General features: G+C 38.2%; 25 protein-coding genes. 9 read left to right on the top strand and 16 right to left on the bottom strand.

Annotation, left to right across the window (positions count from 1 at the left end; translation table 11 throughout):
• Positions 1–18: 18 nt before the first annotated feature.
• From atpB to ACH8JV_RS13540, 3 genes are all read right to left on the bottom strand, one after another.
• Entirely contained in the window at positions 19–894 is an 876-nt protein-coding gene (atpB, locus tag ACH8JV_RS13550; RefSeq protein WP_031982558.1) for a F0F1 ATP synthase subunit A, read from the bottom strand.
• A gap of 104 nt (positions 895–998) precedes the next feature.
• On the bottom strand, positions 999–1,397 hold the full coding sequence (locus ACH8JV_RS13545) for an ATP synthase subunit I (protein ID WP_004705940.1): 399 nt from the start codon (positions 1,395–1,397) through the stop codon (positions 999–1,001).
• Positions 1,398–1,567: 170 nt separating this feature from the next.
• Positions 1,568–2,407, bottom strand: coding sequence for a metal ABC transporter solute-binding protein, Zn/Mn family (locus ACH8JV_RS13540; protein WP_396521793.1), 840 nt, complete (start codon positions 2,405–2,407; stop codon positions 1,568–1,570).
• Between the two features lie 127 nt (positions 2,408–2,534).
• Between ACH8JV_RS13540 and ACH8JV_RS13535 the strand changes: the two genes are divergently transcribed.
• Genes ACH8JV_RS13535 through znuB form a run of 3 tightly spaced genes read left to right on the top strand, consistent with a single transcriptional unit; the run spans position 2,535 to position 4,606 of the window.
• A complete protein-coding gene (locus ACH8JV_RS13535) occupies positions 2,535–3,032 on the top strand; it encodes a transcriptional repressor (protein ID WP_002054239.1) in 498 nt (165 codons plus the stop codon).
• A complete protein-coding gene (gene znuC / locus ACH8JV_RS13530; protein WP_396521791.1) occupies positions 3,005–3,793 on the top strand; it encodes a zinc ABC transporter ATP-binding protein ZnuC in 789 nt (262 codons plus the stop codon). The genes ACH8JV_RS13535 and znuC overlap by 28 nt, the downstream gene beginning before the upstream one ends.
• A gap of 3 nt (positions 3,794–3,796) precedes the next feature.
• On the top strand, positions 3,797–4,606 hold the full coding sequence (gene znuB, locus ACH8JV_RS13525; RefSeq protein ID WP_000970834.1) for a zinc ABC transporter permease subunit ZnuB: 810 nt from the start codon (positions 3,797–3,799) through the stop codon (positions 4,604–4,606).
• A gap of 1 nt (position 4,607) precedes the next feature.
• Here znuB and ACH8JV_RS13520 read toward each other — a convergent pair whose 3' ends face one another.
• Entirely contained in the window at positions 4,608–5,234 is a 627-nt protein-coding gene (locus ACH8JV_RS13520) for a LysE family transporter (RefSeq protein ID WP_000058354.1), read from the bottom strand.
• 158 nt (positions 5,235–5,392) lie between these two features.
• On the opposite strand from ACH8JV_RS13520, the gene ACH8JV_RS13515 reads away from it, so the two are divergent.
• Positions 5,393–6,313 (top strand): Dyp-type peroxidase, encoded by a 921-nt coding sequence (locus ACH8JV_RS13515; RefSeq protein WP_032039262.1) that lies wholly within the window; start codon positions 5,393–5,395, stop codon positions 6,311–6,313.
• A gap of 45 nt (positions 6,314–6,358) precedes the next feature.
• On the opposite strand, the gene ACH8JV_RS13510 is transcribed toward ACH8JV_RS13515, so the two are convergent.
• Positions 6,359–8,056 carry an NAD-dependent malic enzyme gene (locus tag ACH8JV_RS13510; protein WP_396521787.1) on the bottom strand — a complete coding sequence of 566 codons (1,698 nt, stop codon included), beginning with the start codon at positions 8,054–8,056 and terminating at the stop codon, positions 6,359–6,361.
• Positions 8,057–8,552: 496 nt separating this feature from the next.
• Here ACH8JV_RS13510 and argS point away from each other — a divergent pair, with 496 nt between their 5' ends.
• Together argS and ACH8JV_RS13500 are read left to right on the top strand one after the other, a co-directional pair.
• On the top strand, positions 8,553–10,343 hold the full coding sequence (argS, locus tag ACH8JV_RS13505) for an arginine--tRNA ligase (RefSeq protein ID WP_017394268.1): 1,791 nt from the start codon (positions 8,553–8,555) through the stop codon (positions 10,341–10,343).
• A gap of 152 nt (positions 10,344–10,495) precedes the next feature.
• Positions 10,496–11,119, top strand: a complete 624-nt coding sequence (locus ACH8JV_RS13500; protein WP_006582308.1) for an SPOR domain-containing protein — start codon at positions 10,496–10,498, stop codon at positions 11,117–11,119.
• A 44-nt stretch (positions 11,120–11,163) separates the two neighbouring features.
• On the opposite strand, the gene ACH8JV_RS13495 is transcribed toward ACH8JV_RS13500, so the two are convergent.
• From ACH8JV_RS13495 to ACH8JV_RS13465, 7 genes are all read right to left on the bottom strand, one after another.
• On the bottom strand, positions 11,164–11,832 hold the full coding sequence (locus tag ACH8JV_RS13495; protein ID WP_022574377.1) for a glutathione S-transferase: 669 nt from the start codon (positions 11,830–11,832) through the stop codon (positions 11,164–11,166).
• 113 nt (positions 11,833–11,945) lie between these two features.
• Positions 11,946–12,353 (bottom strand): OsmC family protein, encoded by a 408-nt coding sequence (locus ACH8JV_RS13490; protein WP_022574376.1) that lies wholly within the window; start codon positions 12,351–12,353, stop codon positions 11,946–11,948.
• The gene (locus tag ACH8JV_RS13485; protein ID WP_022574375.1) at positions 12,350–13,297 is read right to left on the bottom strand and encodes a pirin family protein; all 948 of its coding nucleotides are present in this window, start codon (positions 13,295–13,297) and stop codon (positions 12,350–12,352) included. The genes ACH8JV_RS13490 and ACH8JV_RS13485 overlap by 4 nt, the downstream gene beginning before the upstream one ends.
• 163 nt (positions 13,298–13,460) lie before the next feature.
• Complete coding sequence (locus ACH8JV_RS13480) at positions 13,461–13,766, bottom strand: DUF3861 domain-containing protein (RefSeq protein WP_215902374.1); 306 nt, start codon at positions 13,764–13,766, stop codon at positions 13,461–13,463.
• A gap of 39 nt (positions 13,767–13,805) precedes the next feature.
• Complete coding sequence (locus ACH8JV_RS13475; protein ID WP_396521784.1) at positions 13,806–14,177, bottom strand: Fur family transcriptional regulator; 372 nt, start codon at positions 14,175–14,177, stop codon at positions 13,806–13,808.
• Between the two features lie 13 nt (positions 14,178–14,190).
• On the bottom strand, positions 14,191–14,706 hold the full coding sequence (locus tag ACH8JV_RS13470; RefSeq protein ID WP_396521782.1) for a PadR family transcriptional regulator: 516 nt from the start codon (positions 14,704–14,706) through the stop codon (positions 14,191–14,193).
• 205 nt (positions 14,707–14,911) lie between these two features.
• The gene (locus ACH8JV_RS13465) at positions 14,912–15,256 is read right to left on the bottom strand and encodes an SMI1/KNR4 family protein (RefSeq protein ID WP_343569998.1); all 345 of its coding nucleotides are present in this window, start codon (positions 15,254–15,256) and stop codon (positions 14,912–14,914) included.
• Positions 15,257–15,731: 475 nt separating this feature from the next.
• Between ACH8JV_RS13465 and ACH8JV_RS13460 the strand changes: the two genes are divergently transcribed.
• Positions 15,732–16,412, top strand: coding sequence for a DUF4431 domain-containing protein (locus ACH8JV_RS13460; RefSeq protein ID WP_396521780.1), 681 nt, complete (start codon positions 15,732–15,734; stop codon positions 16,410–16,412).
• 159 nt (positions 16,413–16,571) lie between these two features.
• On the opposite strand, the gene hemG is transcribed toward ACH8JV_RS13460, so the two are convergent.
• Together hemG and guaA are read right to left on the bottom strand one after the other, a co-directional pair.
• Positions 16,572–17,105: a menaquinone-dependent protoporphyrinogen IX dehydrogenase gene (gene hemG / locus ACH8JV_RS13455; protein ID WP_343569996.1), complete on the bottom strand. Its 534-nt coding sequence runs from the start codon at positions 17,103–17,105 to the stop codon at positions 16,572–16,574.
• A gap of 330 nt (positions 17,106–17,435) precedes the next feature.
• Positions 17,436–19,004, bottom strand: a complete 1,569-nt coding sequence (gene guaA, locus ACH8JV_RS13450) for a glutamine-hydrolyzing GMP synthase (RefSeq protein WP_002054280.1) — start codon at positions 19,002–19,004, stop codon at positions 17,436–17,438.
• 385 nt (positions 19,005–19,389) lie between these two features.
• Between guaA and ACH8JV_RS13445 the strand changes: the two genes are divergently transcribed.
• Positions 19,390–20,607 (top strand): DUF445 domain-containing protein, encoded by a 1,218-nt coding sequence (locus ACH8JV_RS13445; protein WP_171057494.1) that lies wholly within the window; start codon positions 19,390–19,392, stop codon positions 20,605–20,607.
• Between the two features lie 59 nt (positions 20,608–20,666).
• Here the strand turns inward: ACH8JV_RS13445 and ACH8JV_RS13440 are convergent, their stop codons facing one another.
• The gene (locus ACH8JV_RS13440) at positions 20,667–21,104 is read right to left on the bottom strand and encodes a DoxX family protein (protein ID WP_263612690.1); all 438 of its coding nucleotides are present in this window, start codon (positions 21,102–21,104) and stop codon (positions 20,667–20,669) included.
• A 194-nt stretch (positions 21,105–21,298) separates the two neighbouring features.
• Here ACH8JV_RS13440 and ACH8JV_RS13435 point away from each other — a divergent pair, with 194 nt between their 5' ends.
• Entirely contained in the window at positions 21,299–21,940 is a 642-nt protein-coding gene (locus ACH8JV_RS13435; protein ID WP_396521777.1) for a DedA family protein, read from the top strand.
• Between the two features lie 8 nt (positions 21,941–21,948).
• Here ACH8JV_RS13435 and ACH8JV_RS13430 read toward each other — a convergent pair whose 3' ends face one another.
• Positions 21,949–22,539, bottom strand: a complete 591-nt coding sequence (locus tag ACH8JV_RS13430; protein ID WP_004883927.1) for a LysE family translocator — start codon at positions 22,537–22,539, stop codon at positions 21,949–21,951.
• Between the last annotated feature and the right edge of the window lie 83 nt (positions 22,540–22,622).

The following is a 22,622-nucleotide window of genomic DNA, read 5'->3' as shown; positions in this document are numbered from 1 at the left end:
GATAGTTAGGCAATACCATTAATGTTTTTCGCTTGCCATGCTCAAGTAAACGATGGTAAGCATCATAAAGATGAATGCCTGCAACGTGATTACAAGAATGTGGAAGATCGCCCAAGGCACAGATAACGCCCATTGAATCCAGAACGGCAATAATGCGATCAGGATAAAGATTAACTCACCGGCATACATGTTACCGAATAGTCGGAGAGCCAATGAAATAGGACGAGCAAGGAATGTTACCAATTCCAAAATCAAGTTCACTGGAATAAGCAACGCTTTTGCAACTGGATTACTTGGGTTAAATGGGTTAAGTGCCAACTCGCCTACGAAACCGCCAACACCCTTCTCGCGGATGCTGTAGAACAAGATAAGAACAAATACAGATAAAGACATACCAAGGGTAATGTTTGGATCTGTAGATGGAACGATCTTGAAGTAAACGTGGTGAGGGTCCATACCAAATACGTTAGCACCAACAAATGCAGCAACTTGAGGAATCCAGTCAACTGGAATCAAGTCCATTAGGTTCATGAGGAAAATCCACACGAAAATAGTGAGTGCAAGTGGAGCGATTAAACGTGATTTGCCATGAAAAGTATCACGGACACTTGAGTCAACAAACTCAATGATCATTTCAATTGCAGATTGGAATTTTGTTGGAACACCAGCTTTCGCAGTTTTCGCAACCATCCAAAATAACAAACAGAAAATCACACCAAGGCCAATTGACCAACCCATTGAATCCAAGTGAATTGCAGTGAACCCCATCGAATGAGCTTCTTCAGCAGTCTCAGCCAATTTCCATGTACCATCTGGCATTTTGCCATAGGTCATATTGGTCAAGTGATGCTTGATATACTCTGTCGAAGTGAGGGCATGTTCTTCAGCAGCCATAAATCACACCTGGTCAATGTCAATTACTAAAAAGAAGGGAAACGAACATCGGCGTACTGTCGATATCTCGCCACCCTCCAAAAAATCTTCAATTCTTCTTGTTTCTATACTCGTTTTTGTAGACGTGAAACCCAAAAAGGAGCAACCCACGACATCATTTGAACGAGGATAAAACCAAACAGCAATGCTAACGGTGATAAAGGTTTAACATTGCTCAAAATCAAAATAAATCCAACGATCATGATTGCAAATTTGCCTAACATGCCCCTATACATGTTAGACAGCACTTGTTTTGATGCTCTCGCACCTGCTGTTCTGAAGGATTGCCACGCAAAATAACTGGTAGCAAGCCAGCAGACCAATGCACCAAGTGCCGCACTTAATGCTGCTGTCATGTCTTTTATGCTCCACGCCACAAGTGCGGAAACAGGGATCATGCATGCTTGTAAGAAGACCAAAGCTTTTGCTAATCGTCGGTCAATCAAGCGACTAGTTTGGCTCATTATTTATCCACTCACAGCATAAATGCTTGACAAGTTTAGCTGATGATCGCTTTTAATCGCAGGCATTATAGAGTTACACCCCTGAACATGCAATCTTTTCCCGACTTTAGTCGGGGTTTTTCGTGACAGGTGGTGCTGACGCTACAGTCAGCCTTTGTTTACTTTTTATCTTACTTTTGCGTATTTAATACACATTTATCAGTTTTTATAGCCAGTTTCTTCCATGCTGTTACAAAATCGTCCTCATTATTCATACTTTCATCAACGGGTTGGAAGGTAATACTGCCCAGTTTCTGATATTGACCTTTTGTTGTGAAACTTTCTGCAAGTAAACACATCTGAGGTTTTGGTCGATTATCATTAAGATACTTAATTTGAGCCGCTGTAGGCGCAACATGCGGGTCATCCGTTAAAGCACCTGCAAACTTTAAATTAAGCGAGCGTTCCAAATACTGATAAGCATCATGATAAGACCAATAAGGTTTACCATTACTTGAGCTATCGTAAGCTTGAGCTGCCTGCAACATATTCCGAGCAAATGCATTAGCATTATTCCAATATTTCGCTTTACTTTCAGGATGCTGCTGCGAACGCAAAGCTGCAATAAAAAAACCAATCCGCACTGCATTGTTTGGTTCTAACCAGACATGCGTATCTACAGTATTTGGTAAAGCAGCGCCACGCGTATTACGCTGCGGCAAAACAGAAAGAATACCACTATCTAATAAAGCAATTGCTTTCTTATTGTTACTCAGTAATTTGTTTAGCGGAGCTTCATGAGCTTTTCCTAACCAAATCACCAAAGAAGCATCATTGATTGCTTTACGATGCGCCGGGGTGAGTTGTACGTCATGCCCGCTTTGACCTTGAAGCAACAACTGAGGCTCTTCAACGCCTTTGGTAATTTCTTTTGCAATCAAATAGATTGGGTGTGTAGAGACAACCAAACCCTGACTCCAACCTAACGTACTCATTAAAGAGAACATACTGAAAACAAAAACGCGGAACATGACAGACCATCAATTAGTAATAGCTCGAAGCATGTTATAATATAACAAAGTTACAAAAATACCTAAGATTAATCGAATGAAGCATCGCTTCATGCTAATATTCCATTAAAAATTTGAGGTTATGTCTATGAGTTCTTGCACGCATGAACATCATGATTCTTTGCATGGTGTTCATGATCACCATAATGTCGCAAGTCGTTTAGCTGAAGCAGAAACTTTATGTTCTGCGGTTGGCGCACGTCTTACGCCTTTACGTAAAGAAGTTCTTGAACTCATTTTAAATGCTTCAGGCCCAATGGGTGCGTACGACTTATTAGCACGTATTAAAAGTCAAACCGATCGCCCTGCCGCTCCTCCAACTGTTTATAGAACTTTAGACTTCTTATTAGAAAAAGGTCTAATTCATCGCTTAACATCTATTAATGCTTATATTCCATGCTGTCATCCACGTGAAGGACATCAGGCCGCATTCTTAATTTGCACCGAATGTCACACTGTTAAAGAAGCATCTTCACAAGGTCTGACTCAACAACTCGACCAGCTTGCAGCTTTAGATGATTTCACAGCACAACACAGCATTATTGAAATTTCGGGGAAATGCCAGCAGTGCCGCACAGCTCGCTAGATCCTGTATTGATTCAACTGGAACAGGTTTCTGTTCACCGTGATGATCGGGATATATTAAAAAAAGTCGATTTTGATCTGCATCAAAATGAAATTGTGACCTTAATTGGTCCAAATGGTGCGGGTAAGTCGACTTTAATTAAAGTTCTACTTGGAATTTTAAAACCAAGTAGCGGACGTGTCATAAGCAATAAAAAATTAAAAATGGCTTATGTCCCTCAAAAGTTTAATCCCTCTCATAGTCTTCCTTTACGTGTTCAAGATTTATTAGATCTTGAAAAATGTAGCCCTGCCCTTCGCCAAGAAATTATTCAAGATACTGGTATTGCCAAGCTACAACAATCAAAAGTACAACAGCTTTCTGGTGGAGAGCGCCAACGTGTGCTGCTTGCACGCGCTTTACTTAGGAAGCCAGATATTCTCGTTCTTGATGAACCAATGCAGGGTCTAGATATTCAATCTGAAGCTGAGCTTTATGAATATGTACGTAGTCTGCCAGAGCGTTATGGTTGCGCCATTTTAATTGTTTCACATGACTTACAATGGGTTATGCAAGGGACGCATAGAGTTGTTTGTTTAAATAAACATATATGTTGCAGCGGTTTACCTGAGAATATTCAGCAACATCCTGAGTATCAGGCAATATTTGGCACTCAGCGAGTTTTTTACCAGCACCATCATGACCACTGTGCACATGGTGATGCAGCACACCCCTGCCCTCACAATAGTAGACCTCACATTCACCCAGAACCGGAAGCTTAAGCCATGATGGAATGGTTACAATTATTGTTGCCCGCATGGATTATGGGAACCTTATTGGTCTTTTTGACCGCACCACTTGGTTGTCTCATGCTATGGAGACGTATGTCTTTTTTTGCAGACACCATGGCACACGGAACCTTACTTGGGGTAGCAATTGCTGGTGCTTTAAGCCTTCCCCTATGGCTTGGCGTGGCAGGTACGGCTATTTTATTAGTCGCTATTTTATGGGCATTGCATGACAATCGTTTGCCAAACGATGCTCTACTTGCCTTATGCTCAGCAACATTACTATGTAGTGGCCTTCTGTTTATTCAACATGTTCCGAGTTTAAGACCAGAACTTTTGAGTTATTTGTTTGGTGACTTACTAAGTATTGATTGGCCAGACCTACCTGTTTTCACATTAATTATTGCAGTATCACTGGCAATTCTTTATCGCTTTTGGCAGCCTCAAATTCAAATTGCCATTGATCCAGACATTGCGATTAGTGAAGGGGTAAATGCGAAATGGCAGCGTCTCATTTTTATGTTACTGCTAGCCTTATTTACAGTATTAGCTTTACGAGCAGTAGGTTCACTTTTAATGGGTGCTTTACTGGTTATTCCAGCGCTGAGCGCTCGATTACTCGCTCACTCACCAAAGCAGATGGTTATTTGGGCCTTTGTTTTAGCTCAACTCGGTGTCAGTGTTGGCCTATGGTCAAGCGCAGCACTTAATATCTCGACTGGCCTCAGTATTGTTTTATGTATGGCGTTGAGTTTTGCACTTATCTTTATGGTTCAAAAAATCAAAAATCAAACTCAAGCGGCCTAAATCAGGCTGCTTGATGGACCGTACTTAGCAATAACGCTGCACAACTAAACATGACAGCAAAACCACGGTTCAAATATTTTTGTTGCTTAGGAGAACGTAGCAATCTTAAAACTTTTGAAGCTAGCCCTGTATAACCAGCCATTACAATCAAATCAATCGTAACCATAGTAGCTGCCATAATCAGGTATTGTATCCATTGAGGTTTGCTTAAATCTAAGAACTGAGGCAAAACTGCCAATAGAAATACAATCGCTTTAGGATTACTGATATTGACCACAAATCCATTTAACAGCAGAGCAGAAACAGATTTATCCTTTTTTTCGTGTTGAATTTCTATGTCTTTTACAGGTGCTGTCCACTGTAAATAAGCTAAATACAATAAATAGGCTACCCCGAACCACTTAACGGCTTGAAAAGCCAACGGGGTCGTTGCGAATAGAACACCTACACCCGCAGCTACAATCATGATTTGAATTAACAAGGCGATTTGCAAACCGATCGCATTCCAATAGCCATGTCTAAAGCCATAATTTAAGCCGCTCGACATAGAAGCAATTGCCCCTGCTCCCGGAGAAATACTAATGACCCAACAGGCCAACATATAAGCAAACCAAACTTGCAAAGACATAGCGAAAATAGACAATAAAAGTGGAATTATACTGTTTTATAAAACTATCGTGGCGATAATTCAAACAATAAAATCAATAAATAGACTACTAACGGTTCTTCGCATCAGGCACAATAATTGAAGCTCATACTAAATTATAATTGAGGAGAGATCTTCTAATGACTGCTCAATCTGTCATTTTGCCATTACCATCTGATCATGCCCGTTTTATTGTTCTTCGTTTAAAAGATTTAACAATTGCTGAATTAAAAGAACAACTCGAAGCTTTATTCGAAACACGTGACCGTCTCATTACTCAACATTCAGACGCACAAATTAAAACAGCAGTCGCTTTTGGTCCAGAACTTTGGAAGCAGCTTTACAGCCAATCTCCTGCTGGTTTTAAACAACTTGAACCAGAAAATGGCGCATTCAATATGCCAGTCGTACCAGCTGATGTGCTTATTCACATTGCCAGTATGCGTTCTGATATCTGTTTTGCTTTAAGCCAAGCATTTTTTGAAGGGATTAAAGATAAAGTTGAAGTTCTGGATGAGCGTGTATGCTTCCGTTACTTCGATGGTCGCGATATTACTGGCTTTATAGATGGTACTGAAAACCCTCAATTTCCAGACGACCGCGCAGAAACCGCTCTCCTCCCAGAAAGTGCTGGAGTATTTGCAGATGGTAGTTTCATATTTGCGCAGCGCTATGCACATGACTTGGAAAAATGGAAAAAACTTAAAGTCGATGCACAAGAAAATGTCATGGGCCGTACCAAGCTTGAATCTATTGAATTAGATGATGACGTTAAACCGGAAAATGCCCATGTCGCTCGTACTGTCGTTGAAGATGAGGAAGGCGAAGAAATGGAAATTTTACGTCACAGCTTACCTTATGGTGACGGTCGAGGTGATCAAGGTTTATTCTTCATTGCCTATACTAAAGACCTGAGCATTATTGATGCAATGTTAAAGCGCATGTTTGGTACAAGTGGGGATGGCATCCATGACCGCTTATTGCACTTCGTGACACCACTTGACGGGGCATATTACTTTGCACCAAGTGAAGAACTATTAGAAGAAATTTTAGTGGCTTAAAAGAAAAAAAGAGGAGCTTAAGCTCCTCTTTTCACATTCTCATTCTTAGAAAGGAATACGTTTATATTTACGGTATTCTGGTTTCCAGAACGATTGATCAATCTTCTGCTTAAGCAAATCATCACTAATGGTTACAGCCACACCATCTGCCATTGCAGCTTTTGCCACTTCAAATGCAATCACTTTAGACACTTGTTGAATTTCACCTAAAGGTGGCAATAAATCAGCTTGTGGATCTTTCAGCAACGGTGAACAGTCTGCTAAAGCACTACTTGAAGCCATGAGCATGTTTTCTGTAACGCGTTTAGCACCTGATGCTACCACACCTAAACCAATACCAGGGAAGATGTATGAGTTGTTGCACTGCGAAATATTATAAAGCTTGCCGTGATGATTTACAGGTGCAAATGGGCTACCCGTTGCAATTAATGCTTTACCTTCAGTCCATTCCACAATATCTGCCGGTACAGCTTCTACACGCGAAGTCGGGTTAGATAACGGCATCACAATTGGTCGTTCACAATTGGCAGCCATGGTCTTAATGATTTCTTCAGTGAATAGGCCCGGCTGACCAGAAACACCGATTAATACTGTAAGCTTGGCATTTTTAACAACATCAAGAAGTGAAATCACTTCTTCAATATTGCCCCATTGGTCTACTACTTCAGCTTTTTGAGCTAACTTACGTTGGAAGTCTAATAGGTTTGGCTGATTTTCAGTGATCAAACCAAAACGATCTACCATGTAAACACGAGCACGTGCTTCAGCATCGGTTAAACCTTCTGAAACCATTTGTGCAACGATTTGCTCTGCAATACCACAGCCAGCCGAACCTGCACCTAAGAAAGCAATTTTCTGGTCTTTTAACTGTTTACCTGCTGCACGACTTGCAGCAATCAAACTACCGACAGATACCGCTGCTGTTCCTTGAATATCATCATTAAAACAACAAATTTTATCGCGATATTTTTCTAATAATGGCATCGCATTTTTTTGTGCGAAATCTTCAAACTGGATGAGTGCTTTTGGCCAACGACGTTTTACAGCTTCAATCACCATATCTACAAATTCATAATACTCATCACCACTAATACGTGGTTGACGCCATCCCATGTAGATCGGGTCATTTAATAATTGAGGATTATTCGTCCCTACATCGATTGTGATTGGCAATGTGTAAGCAGGACTAATACCACCACACGCGGTGTAAAGTGAAAGTTTCCCAATTGGAATACCCATACCGCCAATACCTTGGTCACCAAGGCCTAAAATACGTTCACCATCTGTAATCACGATGACTTTGACATTATTTTTATTTACGTTTTGCAAAATATCATCAATCACATCACGATCTGGATATGAAATGAAAACACCACGATGACGGCGATAGATATCAGAGAAACGTTGACATGCTTCACCCACGGTTGGCGTGTAAATAATTGGCATCATCTCTTCAAGATGATTTTCAATTAAGTGGTAGAACAACGTTTCGTTGGTATCTTGGATATTACGCAAATAGATGTGCTTATTAATATCATCATTGAAAGCACAATATTGCTGATAAGAGCGTTGGCTTTGCTCTTCAATAGTCTCAATAATATGTGGAAGTAACCCGTGTAAGTTAAAGTTACTTCTTTCTTCTTGAGTGAAAGCGGACCCTTTATTTAAAAGGGGTAACTCTAAAAGTGTATAGCCTGCATAAGGGATATAAAGTGGGTGTTTACTTGGGTGTCCTGATATCATTGCCTATCTCATTTTCCAGCTTAGAACTCCGAAAAGTACAGTTTCAGCACTCTCTAAAGCTCGTTGTATGCGTAAGCTTAAGACTATTTAATACAAAATAGGTATTTTAAACCGTGATATTAAAATTGAATACTATTTAGAAAAAACATACAACAAAATTAATATTAAAAATTAATTACTTACATTTTTCATCTTTTTTAAAATTATTCCTTCTCAACTGTATATCTGACTTAGAATCTTATATTTTTTCCCTGTCTTACATTTCCATAAAAAATACCAAGTGTTTTACTATCTTATAACTTCAAAAATATTACCTAAAAAGCCTGTATTTACGTATTTTTAGAATTGAATCATAGTCATTTTTCAATATTTACAAAAAAAATAGTTGCAGAGAATGAAAAGAAAGAAATTCAGTGAAAGCGTTAAATGCACTCCCCCAACTCATAGGAAATTTGCTATATTTGACGTTTTTCTGCGACATCTATTTTCGATTGATATGAATACGGCAATACAAGCAGCTCTCGACCATGCAGTGCAAACCCTTCAGCAAGAAGGTGTGCTTCCTTCGGATTGGAATAATTCAAGCAATTTAACGCGCACCAAAGACCGAAGCCATGGCGACTTTGCTTCTAATATTGCCATGATCGGCTCTAAAGCTGCTGGTATGAAACCACGCGATTTAGCTGAGAAAATTCTCGCAGCGCTACCAGAAGTTGCAGACATCAGCAAAGCTGAAATCGCAGGTCCTGGTTTTATCAATTTCTTCTTAAATGCAGACCAACGTTTTGCGATTCTTGACCAAATTCAAGCTCAAAAAGAAGACTTTGGTCGCAGCCAATCAAATGCAGCTAAAAAGATTCAAGTTGAATTCGTTTCTGCGAACCCGACGTCTAGCCTACACGTAGGTCATGGTCGTGGTGCTGCGTATGGTATGACCGTTGCAAACTTACTTGAAGCAACGGGTGCTAAAGTTGATCGCGAATATTATGTAAATGATGCTGGCCGTCAAATGGATATTTTGGCGACTTCTACCTATTTACGTTATTTAGAATTATTGGGTCAAAATCTTGTATTCCCAAAAAATGCTTATCAAGGCGACTACGTTAAAGAGATTGCTCAAAGCATTATCGACAAAGATAACAATGCATATGTTCGTGATGTAGCAGACGTCTATAAAGATGTACCAGAAGACGTGCAATATGCTGAAGAGCTAGATAGCGAAGGCAACAAAGTCGTATTATCTGGCGACAAAGAAAAACACATTGATGGTCTTATTGCCAACTCACAACAATTATTAGGTGAAGGCTACCGTGTTTTCCATCAAGCAGCTCTTCATGCCATTTTAGATGACATTAAAGATGACCTTGCTGACTTCGGCGTAACCTTTAACCAATGGTTTAGCGAAGCGTCTCTTAGCGCAAAAATTGACGAAGCGTTGGAAACACTGGACCAGCGTGGTTTCCTTTATGAAAAAGATGGCAACATCTGGTTTAAATCGACTGAATTTGGTGATGAAAAAGACCGTGTTGTTAAGCGCCGTAATGGTCAAACGACTTACTTTGCATCTGATATTGCTTATCACTTAAACAAACTACAACGTGGTTATACTGACCTTGTTGATATTTGGGGTTCTGACCACCACGGTTATATCTCTCGCGTAAAAGCCGCGATTGATGCGATGGGTTATGACTCGAAAAAATTGACTGTTCTTTTAGTTCAGTTCGTAAGTTTATGGCGTGGTGGCGAGATGGTTCAAATGTCATCTCGTTCGGGCCAGTTCGTGACTTTACGCGACTTACGCAAAGAAGTTGGGAATGACGCAGCTCGTTTCTACTACGTGATGCGTAAGAGCGAACAACACATTGACTTTGACCTTGACCTTGCTGTGTCACAAAGCAAAGACAATGCGGTGTATTATATTCAATATGCTCATGCACGTATCTGCCGTATGTTAGAAAAAGCAGCAAGCACTGGCTTACAATTTGAAGTAAGTGCAGCTCGTTCACATGCTGCACGTTTATCACTTGATGCAGAAACTGAAATTCTTGCTAAACTGGCTGCATATCCAGATGTTGTGTTACGTGCTGCTAATGCGTATGAACCGCACCAAGTAGGTAACTACTTAAAAGAATTAGCTGCGCTATTCCACGGTTGGTACAATGAGCATAAAGTTTTAAGTGATGATGCTGAACTTACACAAGCACGCTTATTACTTTCAATCAATGTACAACAAGTACTGCGCAATGGCTTAGAATTACTCGGTGTTTCTGCACCTGAAGCCATGTAAGTTACTGTTGGGGTATTTGGCAAAGTCATATACCCCTTCGTGTTGTAAGGAATAACGCTTTGTAAGGAAATCCACCCATGCAAAGCGATGTTTTAAAGTAAACGAGAACTAAACTCGAAATAAAACAATCAAAAGACAGAGGAATAATCCACGTGTTTGGCAAAACGCAACGCGGTGTATCTGAAAGACCTAATAAGCCTAAAAAGCCTTTAATTCCTAAATGGTTAGGGACACTTGTCGCTATTTTAGCGGTCTTATGTATCGCAGTAGTGCTCATGCTTTGGAAACCGTGGCAACCAGTTTCTTCAAAAAATCAGATTACTTCTGATCACTACAAAGAAGAAGAAACCAATAAAGATTACCGTTTTTACGATTTATTGCCTCAACAGCAAGTTACCCCTATTCCAGAACAGGCAGTTCCAGAGAGCAAAAACCAAGGTACCGCTATGATTGTAGAGGCACCTAGCACAGCTCAACCTGCTGCCTCAGAAGCTGTTGCTAGTACTGATGATAATACGGACTCTACAGCTGCTGCACCTCAACAACCAAATTACATTTTACAAGTCCGTAGCTATGCCGATCCGGATCAAGCAGATGCTCGACGCGCAGAAATCATTTTAAATGGCTTATCGGCTGATGTAATTAGAAGCTCAGAAAATGGTAAGACGTGGTACCGTGTTATTTCTGGTCCATATGATACCCAAGAAGCTGCTCTTGCTGCTCAGCAAACATTACAGCATAGCGGCATTGACTCTATCGTAATTAAACGCAAATAAAGCATAAGTAATAAAAAAAGGAACAAATATTTGTTCCTTTTCTTTTAAATATCAGCACAATTTCTTTCGTTTGACCCCAAACCTTTCTGTCTTGCTTTCTGAAAAGCTGGTCTTTGCTGAATCCGATGTAAAAATGCTTGAATATGCGGATATTTGCCTTGAAGACGTGACTGTAGAGCCTCTAATGGAAAACTCATTTGAATATCGGCAAATGAAAAATCCCCTGCAAAATATTCATGTTCAGACAAGTAGTTTTCTAAAAAACTAATATGATCTTTCATACGCGGGCGAACAAAATTTGCCTTCACCCCTTCTGTAATTTTCTTTGCTACAGGTTGAATTAACCAAGGTACATGTTTGTTCACGTTATTCATGACCAAAGTCATCACTAATAACGGCATAAGTGAACCTTCAGCATAGTGCATCCAGTAAATATACTGCTGTAAATCCTGAGCTTGCTTAGGTTTAAATTGCTGTTTTTGATCATAGCGCTGCTGCAAATACTCTAAAATGACAGCGGATTCTGCAATGACTTGCTCATCATCTGTCAAAATCGGCGCCTTACCGAGCGGATGGATACATTTCAGCGTTTCCGGTGCTGAGTAGTTGGGTAAGCGTTGATAATAATGAATATCATAATCTAAGCCTAACTCTTCTAAAGCCCATAAAATCCGAAACGATCGCGAACATTCCAGGTGGTGTACACTAATCATGTTATTGCCTACTTTTATTTTTCTTTTTTACATAAAAAACAGCATGTGAACATGCTGTTTTATTCCATTTGTGGGATGGATATAAAGTCATCCACCTCAACAAAATAGCATTTTTATGCTGTAACAAGCACAGTATGAATGTCTAAACTACGTAACAAAGTTTTAGTTACTGGCGTTTTACTACATACCGTTAAGATTTTTTGTTGAAGCTCTTCATTTGGCAGCTCTTTAAAAACAATACGACGCTCGATATGTTCTTCATGCTCACGATTGGTATGAAAATCAATTTCAACCGAGAACTCACCAAAATCATATTCTTTATGTTTTGCATACATTCTTAATGTAATGAGTGTGCAAGCTGCCAGACTTCCAGTCAGTAAATCATAGGGTGCCGGCCCCTGATCATGACCTTCTAACTTTTCCGGTTCATCACAAAAATATTGATGACGGCCACTGGTAATTTCACCTTTCCACTGTTCGGCAAGAGGTTTTGCCTTACTACTCGCGATTACTACTGTCATTTTGATGCTCTCATTTGATCTGGAAGAACTGGGGCCTCTAAACGTGCACCAACATAATCTGGAATTTCACCAAAACGTACATCATGATTAATCCACTGTTCACGTGCTTCTTTTAAATCATCCATAGTACGTGCAACAAAGTTCCACCATAGCAAAATTGGAGTTTCAAACGGTTCACCTCCAATTAACAGCACACGGTTACCTTTTTTGATTTCAATCTCAATTTCACTCAATCCAGTATCCAATACAACCATATTGTCAGCAGTGAGTTCATGACCATTCACATGAGCAACGCCATCTAATGCCATGAAACCATATTCAAACTCAGGATTTAATGGAATACGTGTTTTAGTATCTTGAGTAGCAATAAGGTCCACACCTACTAACGGTGTATGCACCACAACTGGAGAAGTCGTTGCCAAGTATTCACCCACGAGCACGGTAAATTCTAAACCGTCTTTTTCAACAACAGGCAACTCAGGATAATGTTCAAATTTCGGATCCATATTGCGCTTATGGTCAGGTAAAGCAATCCAGAGCTGTGCAGCGTGCATTTGGGTTTCTGTATCAGGCGCAACTTCGGTATGAGAAATACCATGCCCTGCTGTCATCAAGTTCACCTGTTTAGGGCGAATTAACTGCTTTGAACCTAAACTATCAGTATGCATCATGGTACCTTCAATCATCCACGTGAAGGTTTGCAAACCAATATGCGGGTGTGGGCCTACATCTAAACCATTACCTGCAGGAAACGTTACTGGGCCTGCATGGTCTAGAAAGCACCATGCCCCGATCATACGCTTTTGACGGCTAGGTAAAGCCCGCTTAATGACTGTCCCCTGTCCAATTTCAGCAGAGCGAATTGGAAATTCCTGAATAAATTGATTGGCAAATTTCTCGCAATCCTTTGAATCAGAAATATCGTAATCATTATTATTGCTCATGATATTACTCTCTTTTACCTATGCTTTTGCAATGAGTCGTTATACTGATCTTAACAATACACTCATTATTCAATATAGTCTTTTAGTAATACACAGGGTGCTATCAATGAGACAATCCGCTTTTTAGTTATAGAAAATGATTAAAGGTATATAACATAACTTCTTAAGAAGATTGAGTTTTAACAAGTTGTTTTAAGTTTTTCATAAATTGTCCAAATTGTGGCAAGAACTCTTCAAATAGTGGATGGTCCCGATTTTCCAGCATGACTTCACTAAATAACTTTAGACCAACGGCAAAAGATTTTGTGGTTTGATCATCGAAAAATTCTGCATTCTTTAACTTTTCAACAATCTCAAAAATATCGTCATGATTACCAGTATAGAACTCAAGTCTTTCCGTATAGGTAGAAACTTCGCCTTTGGCATTTTTTAAATGTTGTACCGTAACGTGATATTGATGTTGTTTCATATATAAATTCTCTATTAAAAATTAATGATTTTGGATAATTTAAACCTGCTTCAAGTCAACTTGAAATTGAGTAAATACCGATTGCAAACAGGCTAAAAATTGTTCTTGTTTGGCGTCTGTCAGTTCTGCACAATGAATTTGCAAAAGTTGATTGTTGGATAAGCCAGATAAATTAAATTTGGCTTCACCCCGTTGGAATTGAGTATTTGAGATTAGGCCTGCTCCTACCAAATCACTGACCACCCGATAAACCGTCGCCAAACTCAACTTCTGTTTTTGGGTATATAGCTTTTGATAAATCTGTTTGACCGTTAGATCTTCCGCTTGGCGCTGAATTAAAGACAAAACAGCAAGTCTTGGATGAGTAACTTTTAGGCCCGCCTCTTTGATTTTTTGCTGTAGCTCTAACATGTTGTATCTCAACTTATAGGCGCCCGATTGCAACCGCAGCCTGATCAATTTTTTCAGCAATTTGATAGATCTGGTCTTGCTGCAAATCAGTTGTATTGAGTTTCAAACGTAATGCCGTCTTTAAATTTTCCATGGCGCGATGAATTTCAATTAATTGATCATTACTGTGAATTTCACGTCTTAAGCGCAATTTCTCTAACAGCCCACTTAGTTTGTCCTGTTGTTCAGTTAAGTAAGCTTTCCCAAATTCTGTAATTTGATATTGTTTACGCTCTACATCTAGTAAGTTAATTAGGTTCATTTCTTCCAGACTGGTTAAAGTCGGATAGATTGTTCCCGCACTTGGTGTATAGCCATCACCGACCAAATCACTGATTTCTTTTATAATTTCATAACCATGCTTAGGGCTTTGCTGAATAAGGTGAAGTACCAGAAGTTTCATACGTCCCGCTTCAAAAAGTCTTCCACGGCGTCCAGAACGGTGATGTTCATTATGCTCAGTATGATGATGTTCTGATTGTTGTTTCATCTTTAAAGATTCTCTAATATGTTTAATTTATGCATATTAAGATATATCTTAATATATCTTTTATCAAGTATAAGTAATAATATACGACCTATTGTATTGATAGTTATAAATATTAATTTTTAACTTTAAAAGTTAAGCAATAAAAAAGAGTGCTTAAGCACTCTTAAAACTATTTATGTCTCATTTAAAATGCATTCTCGAACAGTTAAATTTGGCAACCAGCCTTGAACCAGTTCATCAAGGAATCACTAATTTTGCTCATATCATTAGGATCCATACTGCCCTGATCTACTACAAAAACACCCTCTCCTCGAAATGGTATAAGAATTGACATTCCACCACTGTCATCACCTATAGCCAAATAATCTCCTGCATATTTCTGCACTTCAAAAGTTTGATTTCTTTCAAAAACTTCATTAGAAGAATAAATAACTACACCACTTTCAAATAAAATGCCGTCCGAAAATTCTAATAATTGAAAATATATGTCCAGTAGTGGCCTATGGAAATCACTTTCAATTTTGATTTTTATTTCATTTAGTAGTGGCATAACCTTATTTCCCTCTATACTTCCTATAGAATTTTAGTTTTATACTATAATGTTATTTATTAAGAGTTAAGTAATGCGGGAGAAATTAAGTATTTCCCGTTAATAAGCATTTTAATTCATAGAAATAATTACTCAAATTTCTAAAAAATTGATTCGATTGGTACTTAAATAAAGACAGATTAAGCTGAAAAAATTTTATACTATTCATAAGATATAAGTTCTATTTCATTTTACTTAATCTTAATTACAGCAGATTATTACTTAGACCTCATAGATAACAAAGCTATTCCATATAATTATTTTAAAATCCTATTAACCAATATAAAATTTATTATATGATTTAATAAATAATATAAATTTTTAAGGTTTTTTGTGTACTACTTAACACATTCAATAAAAAATAAAATTGATTAATATTAAATACTTATAAGATAATAACACTTATAATATTTTTTTATTTACTTAAGAATTAATTATGAAGAATCTCTCAATTAGTTTAAGAACCATCCAATTATTATTGTTTTTTTCATTATTTAGTATTAGTGCTCTCAACAATAAAGTTAATGCAGCATCATTTAATTGTAATAAAGCATATGATTACGCTGAAAAAATGATATGTTCACATGCTGATCTGTCTGTTAAAGATGAAGCTTTAGCCAAAGTCTATACTCAAGCAAAATCTATTACAGGAAATTCCCAAGAATTTAGGAGTCTTATTAAACAGAATTGGTATCTACGTAAGAATTGCAGAACAAAACAGTGTATTTCTAATTGGTATTCTAATTCTACTGAGCTCTATAATAAAATTATTCATCAATCTAAAACATGTGTAAGCGAAGGTCAGAAAATCACTTTATCTGGAACTTTATTAAGAATTACATATCCAGGGCCACCTAATTATGAAAGTGTGGCGGATGGTGATAAACCAGAAACTTATTGGGTTTTACAACCTAATAAGAAAATCAACTGCGCAATAGATGCTCCAAACTTTGACAATCATACAAAAATGCAATTAGTAATGATGGGAAATGAATATCGAGATTATGCAAGCTTAGTTGGAAAAAATGTTACTATAAATGGAGAATTAATGTACTCAATTTCAGGGCATCACCATACATCTTTATTAATTATTGTTAAAAGGATAGCAGCAAAATAATTTAAATTATAGAGGTTAAATATAGTTGATACTTCTTAATCACTCTAAAAAATGTATAATTTTATTATCAAATCTATATAAATAAAAAGAGCGTCTAAACGCTCTTTTTATTAGCAATAACTATGGAATATTTTTAATTTAGATAATGCCAAATTATATTTAAATTTTTAATTTATTAGATATTTCCAAACCAAATAGTCTTACTTTATGCCAATTAGTAAATTCAAAGCTCTTTGAAGTATCTATAGGACCATTAGTTATTAGCATAATCATTTGAATCATAAAACGATCAAATAGCTTATATTTTGGGTAATCAATTGCTCCTGCTATAATTTTAACAAGACAAGGAGTCCAACCTGATCTTTTCTTAATTTTTTGAATGTATATATCTACTAAAGGATCATCTCGACCAACTTTTCTAGCAGTTGCACTCACTGAAAGAAAACCATTAGCTGTTTGCTCTATTGTACATAAATTATCTTCAATGAATTTATAAACAGATTTATGATAATTTCCATATCGAATACTGGCAGCAATAAGAATAAATGAATAGTCTTCTTTAATTTTAGAACCCTCATTAATAGAGACAACGTCAACTTGATGCCCATCATTAACCAATATATGTCTAATTTCATTACAAATTTTAAATGTTTGTCCATCTATACTTGAGAAGGCTATTAATATTCTTTTCATAAAGTTATTTCTTCAGCTTAAAGCTACTTATTAATAATAAATGAATTTTTCACTTAAAAAATTGTATGTATAAGAGCATTTTGATAGGCCCGTCTGTACCCCTATTCCTTAGTTTTTAATTATCTCTTAAATTAACAATATAGTGACGCTTATAAGAAAAAATTTGAGTCTTTAATAGAAATTAATTAAACGCTTCAACTTCATTAATCAAGATAGAAAAAGCCGACTTTTCCAAGTCGGCTTTTCTTAATCTATTCTAAAATTTCACTGCCGTGAGCACAGCTCTTGGCGTAAAATTGGCAAAATGCGTTGCATTTTGAAACCCCAATTTTACTCCCACTCAATCGTTGCTGGTGGTTTAGATGACACGTCGTATACCACACGTGATACATCTTTAATTTCATTCATAATACGCGTTGAGATTTTATCAACTAGTTCATATGGCAAATGTGCAAAACGAGCTGTCATAAAGTCAACCGTTTCAACTGCACGAAGTGCGATTACCCATGCATAACGACGGCCATCACCTACTACACCAACTGACTTAACAGGTTGGAATACGGCAAATGCTTGAGCTGTTTTGTCATACCAGCCGCTGTCGCGAAGCTCTTGCATGAAGATGTCATCAGCAAGACGAAGAATATCTGCATATTCTTTTTTCACTTCACCCAAAATACGAACACCTAAACCTGGGCCTGGGAATGGATGGCGGTAAATCATGCTATGCGGTAAACCAAGTGTAGTACCTAATTTACGTACTTCATCTTTAAACAAGTCACGTAAAGGTTCAACCAATTCAAATGCTAAATCGTCTGGTAAACCACCCACATTGTGGTGAGATTTAATAACGTGTGCTTTACCTTGTTTGCTTGCAGCAGATTCAATTACGTCTGGGTAAATCGTACCTTGCGCCAAGAATTTTACGCCATCAAGTTTACGTGCTTCTTCAGCAAATACTTCGATAAATTCACGGCCAATGATCTTACGTTTTTTCTCTGGATCAACTTCACCAGCCAATGCATTTAAGAAACGTTGTTCAGCATCTGCACGAATTACTCGGATACCCATGTTTTCGGCAAACATTTGCATCACTTGGTCACCTTCGTTTAAACGAAGTAAACCGTTATCAACAAATACACATGTTAACTGATCGCCAATTGCTTTGTGCAAAAGTGCAGCAACAACAGATGAGTCAACACCACCAGAAAGCCCCAAAAGAACCTTTTCATTACCGATTTGTTCACGTAATTGTTCTACACGTAAATCGATAATGTGTTCAGGTGTCCAAAGGCCACCACATCCACAAATTTTATGAACGAAGTTTGCAAGTAACTCTTCACCTTTTGCCGTGTGCGTTACTTCTGGATGGAATTGCACGCCATAGAAACGACGTGCTTCATCACTTACAGCAGCAACTGGACAGCTTGGTGTGCTTGCAGTAATTGTAAAGCCTTCTGGAATTTTGCTCACTTTGTCGCCGTGGCTCATCCAAACGTGTAACTGGTTTTCGCGGTCTTGTAAGTTGCCAATAAGTTGGTCACGTTTAACGATATCAACTTCGGCATAACCAAACTCATGTACAGTACCCGGCTCAACTTTACCGCCTAACTGTTCAGACATGGTTTGTAAACCATAGCAAATACCCAATACTGGAACGCCTAATTCAAACACCACTTGCGGTGCTCGTGGGCTGCCCTCTTCATGCACACTCTCAGGTCCACCTGATAAAATGATACCGTTTGGCTTAAAAGCACGGATGTCTTCTTCAGACATATCAAAGGCATACATTTCAGAGTAAACACCAGCTTCACGTACACGACGTGCAATGAGCTGACTATATTGAGAGCCGAAATCCAGGATCAGGATACGATCTTCAGTAATTTGAGTATTGGTAGTCATGACAAACCACTAAATGGCAAAAGAATTAAGCGCGCCATTTTAACATTTTTCACGCTTCGGCGCACCGCAAATCATCATATATCTTATTTTTTTCATATCAGAATCATTTCTATATTAGGATTGATCAATATAAATTAAAATTTATTGATATTTATCAACATACTGCATACCTCTTAAAAACTTCATACACATTGATAAATTCATCACATTCTATGCAACATCGTTGTGAATTTGATGTTAAGATGACCCGATAAAACAGGCATTACCATGGAAAGGTAAATACCATTAGCGATATTTGTCTGTCCTTAAACAGTTATCCGTTTTTATGGCTTGTTGCCCCATATCAAAATCAATAGAAATCTAAGGAACAACAATGCTTCAAAGTATGATTGCAGATTTCCAGCAACATTTTTGGTTGTATGTCTCTATTCCTTTCATGAGTGGTTTAATTGGCTATGTCACTAAAGTGATTGCCATTCAAATGATGTTCTCACCACTTGAATTTAAAGGTATTAAACCGTTTTTTGGCTGGCAAGGTATCGTGCCTCGTAAAGCTGAAAAAATGGCAACCATTGCTGTTGAACTCATGACAGCCAAGCTGATTAAGCCCGAAGAAATTTTTGCTCGTCTTGACCCAAAGCGTATTGCCAAAGAAATTGAAAAACCATTAATGGCAGCAGCAGAAGATATTACGCGTGAAGTGGCGCAAGAGTATCAACCCGGTTTATGGGAAGGTATGCCTGAGTTTGCCCGTCAAAGACTGATCCGTAGAGTGCAATCAAAAGCACCGGAAATAGTCGAGCACATCATGAGCGAAGTGCAACGTGACGTAAATCGATATTTTGATATTAAGCATTTGGTGATTAGCAACTTGCTTAAAGACAAACGTCTCCTCAACAATATTTTTAAGCGTGTAGGCAAACAAGAATTTAAATTTTTCAGTAATGTTGGCTTTGTATTCGGTTTTGGTATTGGTGTAATCCAAATGTTGTGCTGGATTATCACACAAGGCAAATACCCTTGGATGCTGCCGATGTTTGGCGGATTTGTAGGATTCTTTAGTGACTGGATTGCGCTACAAATGATGTTTAGACCGCTCTATCCGAAAAAGATATTGGGCTACACATGGCAAGGTCTGTTTATTAAACGTCAAAATGAAGTAGCAGCTGACTATGCAGCTTTAATTTCCAAACAGCTTTTAACTTCACGTCATATGATGGAAGAGTTGTTTTCCGGTACTCACTCTGCGCGTGTGATTGAGCTAGTTAACCGCCATGTTAAACAGGAAATTGATATGCAAGCAGGTGTGATTCGCCCACTTGTTGTTTATGCAATTGGTGGAGAAAAATACCAGAATATGAAAACGCAGGTTGCTGAACGTATTATGCAACAACTGCCAGAGACCATGAAATATGTTGAGTCGTATGCAGAAGATGCTATGAACATTCGCAGTACATTAATTGAACGTATGCAAAAATTAACACCATCTGAATTTGAAGGCATGTTACGTCCTGCGTTCAAAGAAGATGAGTGGGCACTCATTGCAGTAGGCGCAGTACTTGGTTTTGTTGTTGGGGAATTACAAATCCAGTTTATGCTCTAATTTCTAAATATAAAAAAACCGGATGAATTAATCATCCGGTTTTTATTTTGTCTTGAATATTATTTTTCAATTGCATGGTCTAAGCTAATTCGTCCAGCACCGTGAAGCATCAAGAAGAATAAACCGCCTGCCATTGCAAAGTTTTTCATAAAGTGGATGCCATTGTTATATTGCGCTGCTGCATCAGCACCACCTTGGTGGAACAAGAACGCAGTTAAAATACTAAAGATTCCAAGACCAAAAGCTGCAAAACGTGCTTGGAAACCAAATAACAAGGCTAAACCACCACCGAACTCAACCAAAATGACTAATGGTAGAATTCCACCTGGAACACCCATCGCTTCCATATAACCTACAGTTGCTGCATAACCAGTAATTTTCCCCCAGCCAGCAACAAGGAAGATATACGCAATAAGTACACGAGCAACAAGGCTAATAAAACTGTCCGCGCCTGGTTGCGTTACGATATTTTTGACCACCACATTTGGATTAAACATACAGCCACCTTTATTTAAATGCTTATTTGTTGATGAACTTATTCTAGGTTTGGGACATTGATAATTAAATATACAAAATCCATATATATCGTTGCACAAATAGAATGATCAATTTGTATATTTTTGATGTTTTATACTGACTTTCGATAGGCTCACTGCTACGATTTGAGCACGGTTTACCACTTAGTTATCTCATGGAACTTCTTGATTTTATTCTACACGTTGACCAGCATCTGGCCGAATTTATTACAAATTACGGGACCTGGATTTATGGCATTTTATTTTTAATTATTTTTGTCGAAACTGGTCTAGTGGTTATGCCGTTCTTGCCGGGCGATAGTTTATTATTTGCAGCAGGTGCTTTAGCCGCATCTACAGGTAAGATGGATCCATGGTTGTTGGGTACTCTACTCTTCCTTGCAGCAGTTCTAGGCGACACAGTGAACTATCATATTGGACGTTTTATCGGTCCACGTGTGTTTGAAATGAATTCCCGCCTCATTAACAAACAGCATTTAACGAAAACTCAAGAATTCTTTACCCGCCATGGTGGCAAAACAATTATTTTTGCTCGATTCATTCCATTTGCCCGTACCTTTGCTCCTTTTGTTGCTGGCGCCGGTAGTATGAATTATAAGTTTTTCCTAACATATAACTTAATTGGAGCATTCTGCTGGGTGGCTTCTTTTGTAACTTTGGGCTATTTATTTGGAAATATGCCAGTTGTAAAAGACAACTTTACCCATCTTATTTTCGGCATCATTATTATTAGTGTTCTACCGGGTATTATCGGATTTATCCGCGAGAAGTTAAAAAACCGTAAGGCTAACGTTTAAGACTGCATTTAGAAGAAACGAAATACCACGGGAAGCATACATAAAATGAGTAACATGGCCGATCCTTTATATAAATGATCGGCTTTTATTTTTTGCATTGAACCCGTCAATAAAGCACGTCCAAAAATCATCCAGAAACTCGCCGCAGGAATAAGCGTCAAAGTAAAAGCGGCAAAAACCATAAGAAAATTTTCAGGTGAATTCCATGTTTCGGCTGGAAAAATACCAGCTGCAAACAGTAAGGACTTAGGATTTTTTAAAGTAGAGAAGAATAGCTGACGTGGACGAATATTACGGTGATTCTGGCTAAACTGCTGTAAATGCGTAGTTTTCCATAAACGAAATGCCATCCAGAACACATATAACACACTCGTAATATGCAAAATGAGCAGTAGCGCAGGCCAAACTGGGGCCGCTAAATGAATAAACACAGCCCAAAAGCTAATCCCATAAGCATAACCCAACCATTGCATTGGAATAAGCCAGAATGTTTTAGATAAACCTTGTGAGTGAGCAGCGGTTGCAAGTAGTGCATTTGTCGGACCCGGGATAAGCAACACAGCCAACATTGCTAATACAAAAAACCAGCTTTCAATCATAAAGTTTCCACATTGGTAAAGATGCGGCCACCTTAAACGAAATAGGCAAAATATAGCAAGTTTAGAGAGTATTTTGACTAGAA

The sequence above is a fragment of the Acinetobacter sp. ABJ_C5_2 genome (assembly GCF_044538485.1).
GTDB classification, from domain to species: domain Bacteria; phylum Pseudomonadota; class Gammaproteobacteria; order Pseudomonadales; family Moraxellaceae; genus Acinetobacter; species Acinetobacter nosocomialis_A.
Note: the sequence above shows the minus strand (reverse complement) of the source record. Positions and strands in the feature narration are given on the sequence as shown.

Bases quoted from the DNA above. Each gene is read 5' to 3' on its own strand.
- atpB (WP_031982558.1), bottom strand. From the start codon at position 894: ATGGCTGCTGAAGAACATGCCCTCACTTCGACAGAGTATATCAAGCAT.
- ACH8JV_RS13545 (WP_004705940.1), bottom strand. From the start codon at position 1,397: ATGAGCCAAACTAGTCGCTTGATTGACCGACGATTAGCAAAAGCTTTG.
- ACH8JV_RS13540 (WP_396521793.1), bottom strand. From the start codon at position 2,407: ATGTTCCGCGTTTTTGTTTTCAGTATGTTCTCTTTAATGAGTACGTTA.
- ACH8JV_RS13535 (WP_002054239.1), top strand. From the start codon at position 2,535: ATGAGTTCTTGCACGCATGAACATCATGATTCTTTGCATGGTGTTCAT.
- znuC (WP_396521791.1), top strand. From the start codon at position 3,005: ATGCCAGCAGTGCCGCACAGCTCGCTAGATCCTGTATTGATTCAACTG.
- znuB (WP_000970834.1), top strand. From the start codon at position 3,797: ATGATGGAATGGTTACAATTATTGTTGCCCGCATGGATTATGGGAACC.
- ACH8JV_RS13520 (WP_000058354.1), bottom strand. From the start codon at position 5,234: ATGTCTTTGCAAGTTTGGTTTGCTTATATGTTGGCCTGTTGGGTCATT.
- ACH8JV_RS13515 (WP_032039262.1), top strand. From the start codon at position 5,393: ATGACTGCTCAATCTGTCATTTTGCCATTACCATCTGATCATGCCCGT.
- ACH8JV_RS13510 (WP_396521787.1), bottom strand. From the start codon at position 8,056: ATGATATCAGGACACCCAAGTAAACACCCACTTTATATCCCTTATGCA.
- argS (WP_017394268.1), top strand. From the start codon at position 8,553: ATGAATACGGCAATACAAGCAGCTCTCGACCATGCAGTGCAAACCCTT.
- ACH8JV_RS13495 (WP_022574377.1), bottom strand. From the start codon at position 11,832: ATGATTAGTGTACACCACCTGGAATGTTCGCGATCGTTTCGGATTTTA.
- ACH8JV_RS13490 (WP_022574376.1), bottom strand. From the start codon at position 12,353: ATGACAGTAGTAATCGCGAGTAGTAAGGCAAAACCTCTTGCCGAACAG.
- ACH8JV_RS13485 (WP_022574375.1), bottom strand. From the start codon at position 13,297: ATGAGCAATAATAATGATTACGATATTTCTGATTCAAAGGATTGCGAG.
- ACH8JV_RS13480 (WP_215902374.1), bottom strand. From the start codon at position 13,766: ATGAAACAACATCAATATCACGTTACGGTACAACATTTAAAAAATGCC.
- ACH8JV_RS13475 (WP_396521784.1), bottom strand. From the start codon at position 14,177: ATGTTAGAGCTACAGCAAAAAATCAAAGAGGCGGGCCTAAAAGTTACT.
- ACH8JV_RS13470 (WP_396521782.1), bottom strand. From the start codon at position 14,706: ATGAAACAACAATCAGAACATCATCATACTGAGCATAATGAACATCAC.
- ACH8JV_RS13465 (WP_343569998.1), bottom strand. From the start codon at position 15,256: ATGCCACTACTAAATGAAATAAAAATCAAAATTGAAAGTGATTTCCAT.
- ACH8JV_RS13460 (WP_396521780.1), top strand. From the start codon at position 15,732: ATGAAGAATCTCTCAATTAGTTTAAGAACCATCCAATTATTATTGTTT.
- hemG (WP_343569996.1), bottom strand. From the start codon at position 17,105: ATGAAAAGAATATTAATAGCCTTCTCAAGTATAGATGGACAAACATTT.
- guaA (WP_002054280.1), bottom strand. From the start codon at position 19,004: ATGACTACCAATACTCAAATTACTGAAGATCGTATCCTGATCCTGGAT.
- ACH8JV_RS13445 (WP_171057494.1), top strand. From the start codon at position 19,390: ATGATTGCAGATTTCCAGCAACATTTTTGGTTGTATGTCTCTATTCCT.
- ACH8JV_RS13440 (WP_263612690.1), bottom strand. From the start codon at position 21,104: ATGTTTAATCCAAATGTGGTGGTCAAAAATATCGTAACGCAACCAGGC.
- ACH8JV_RS13435 (WP_396521777.1), top strand. From the start codon at position 21,299: ATGGAACTTCTTGATTTTATTCTACACGTTGACCAGCATCTGGCCGAA.
- ACH8JV_RS13430 (WP_004883927.1), bottom strand. From the start codon at position 22,539: ATGATTGAAAGCTGGTTTTTTGTATTAGCAATGTTGGCTGTGTTGCTT.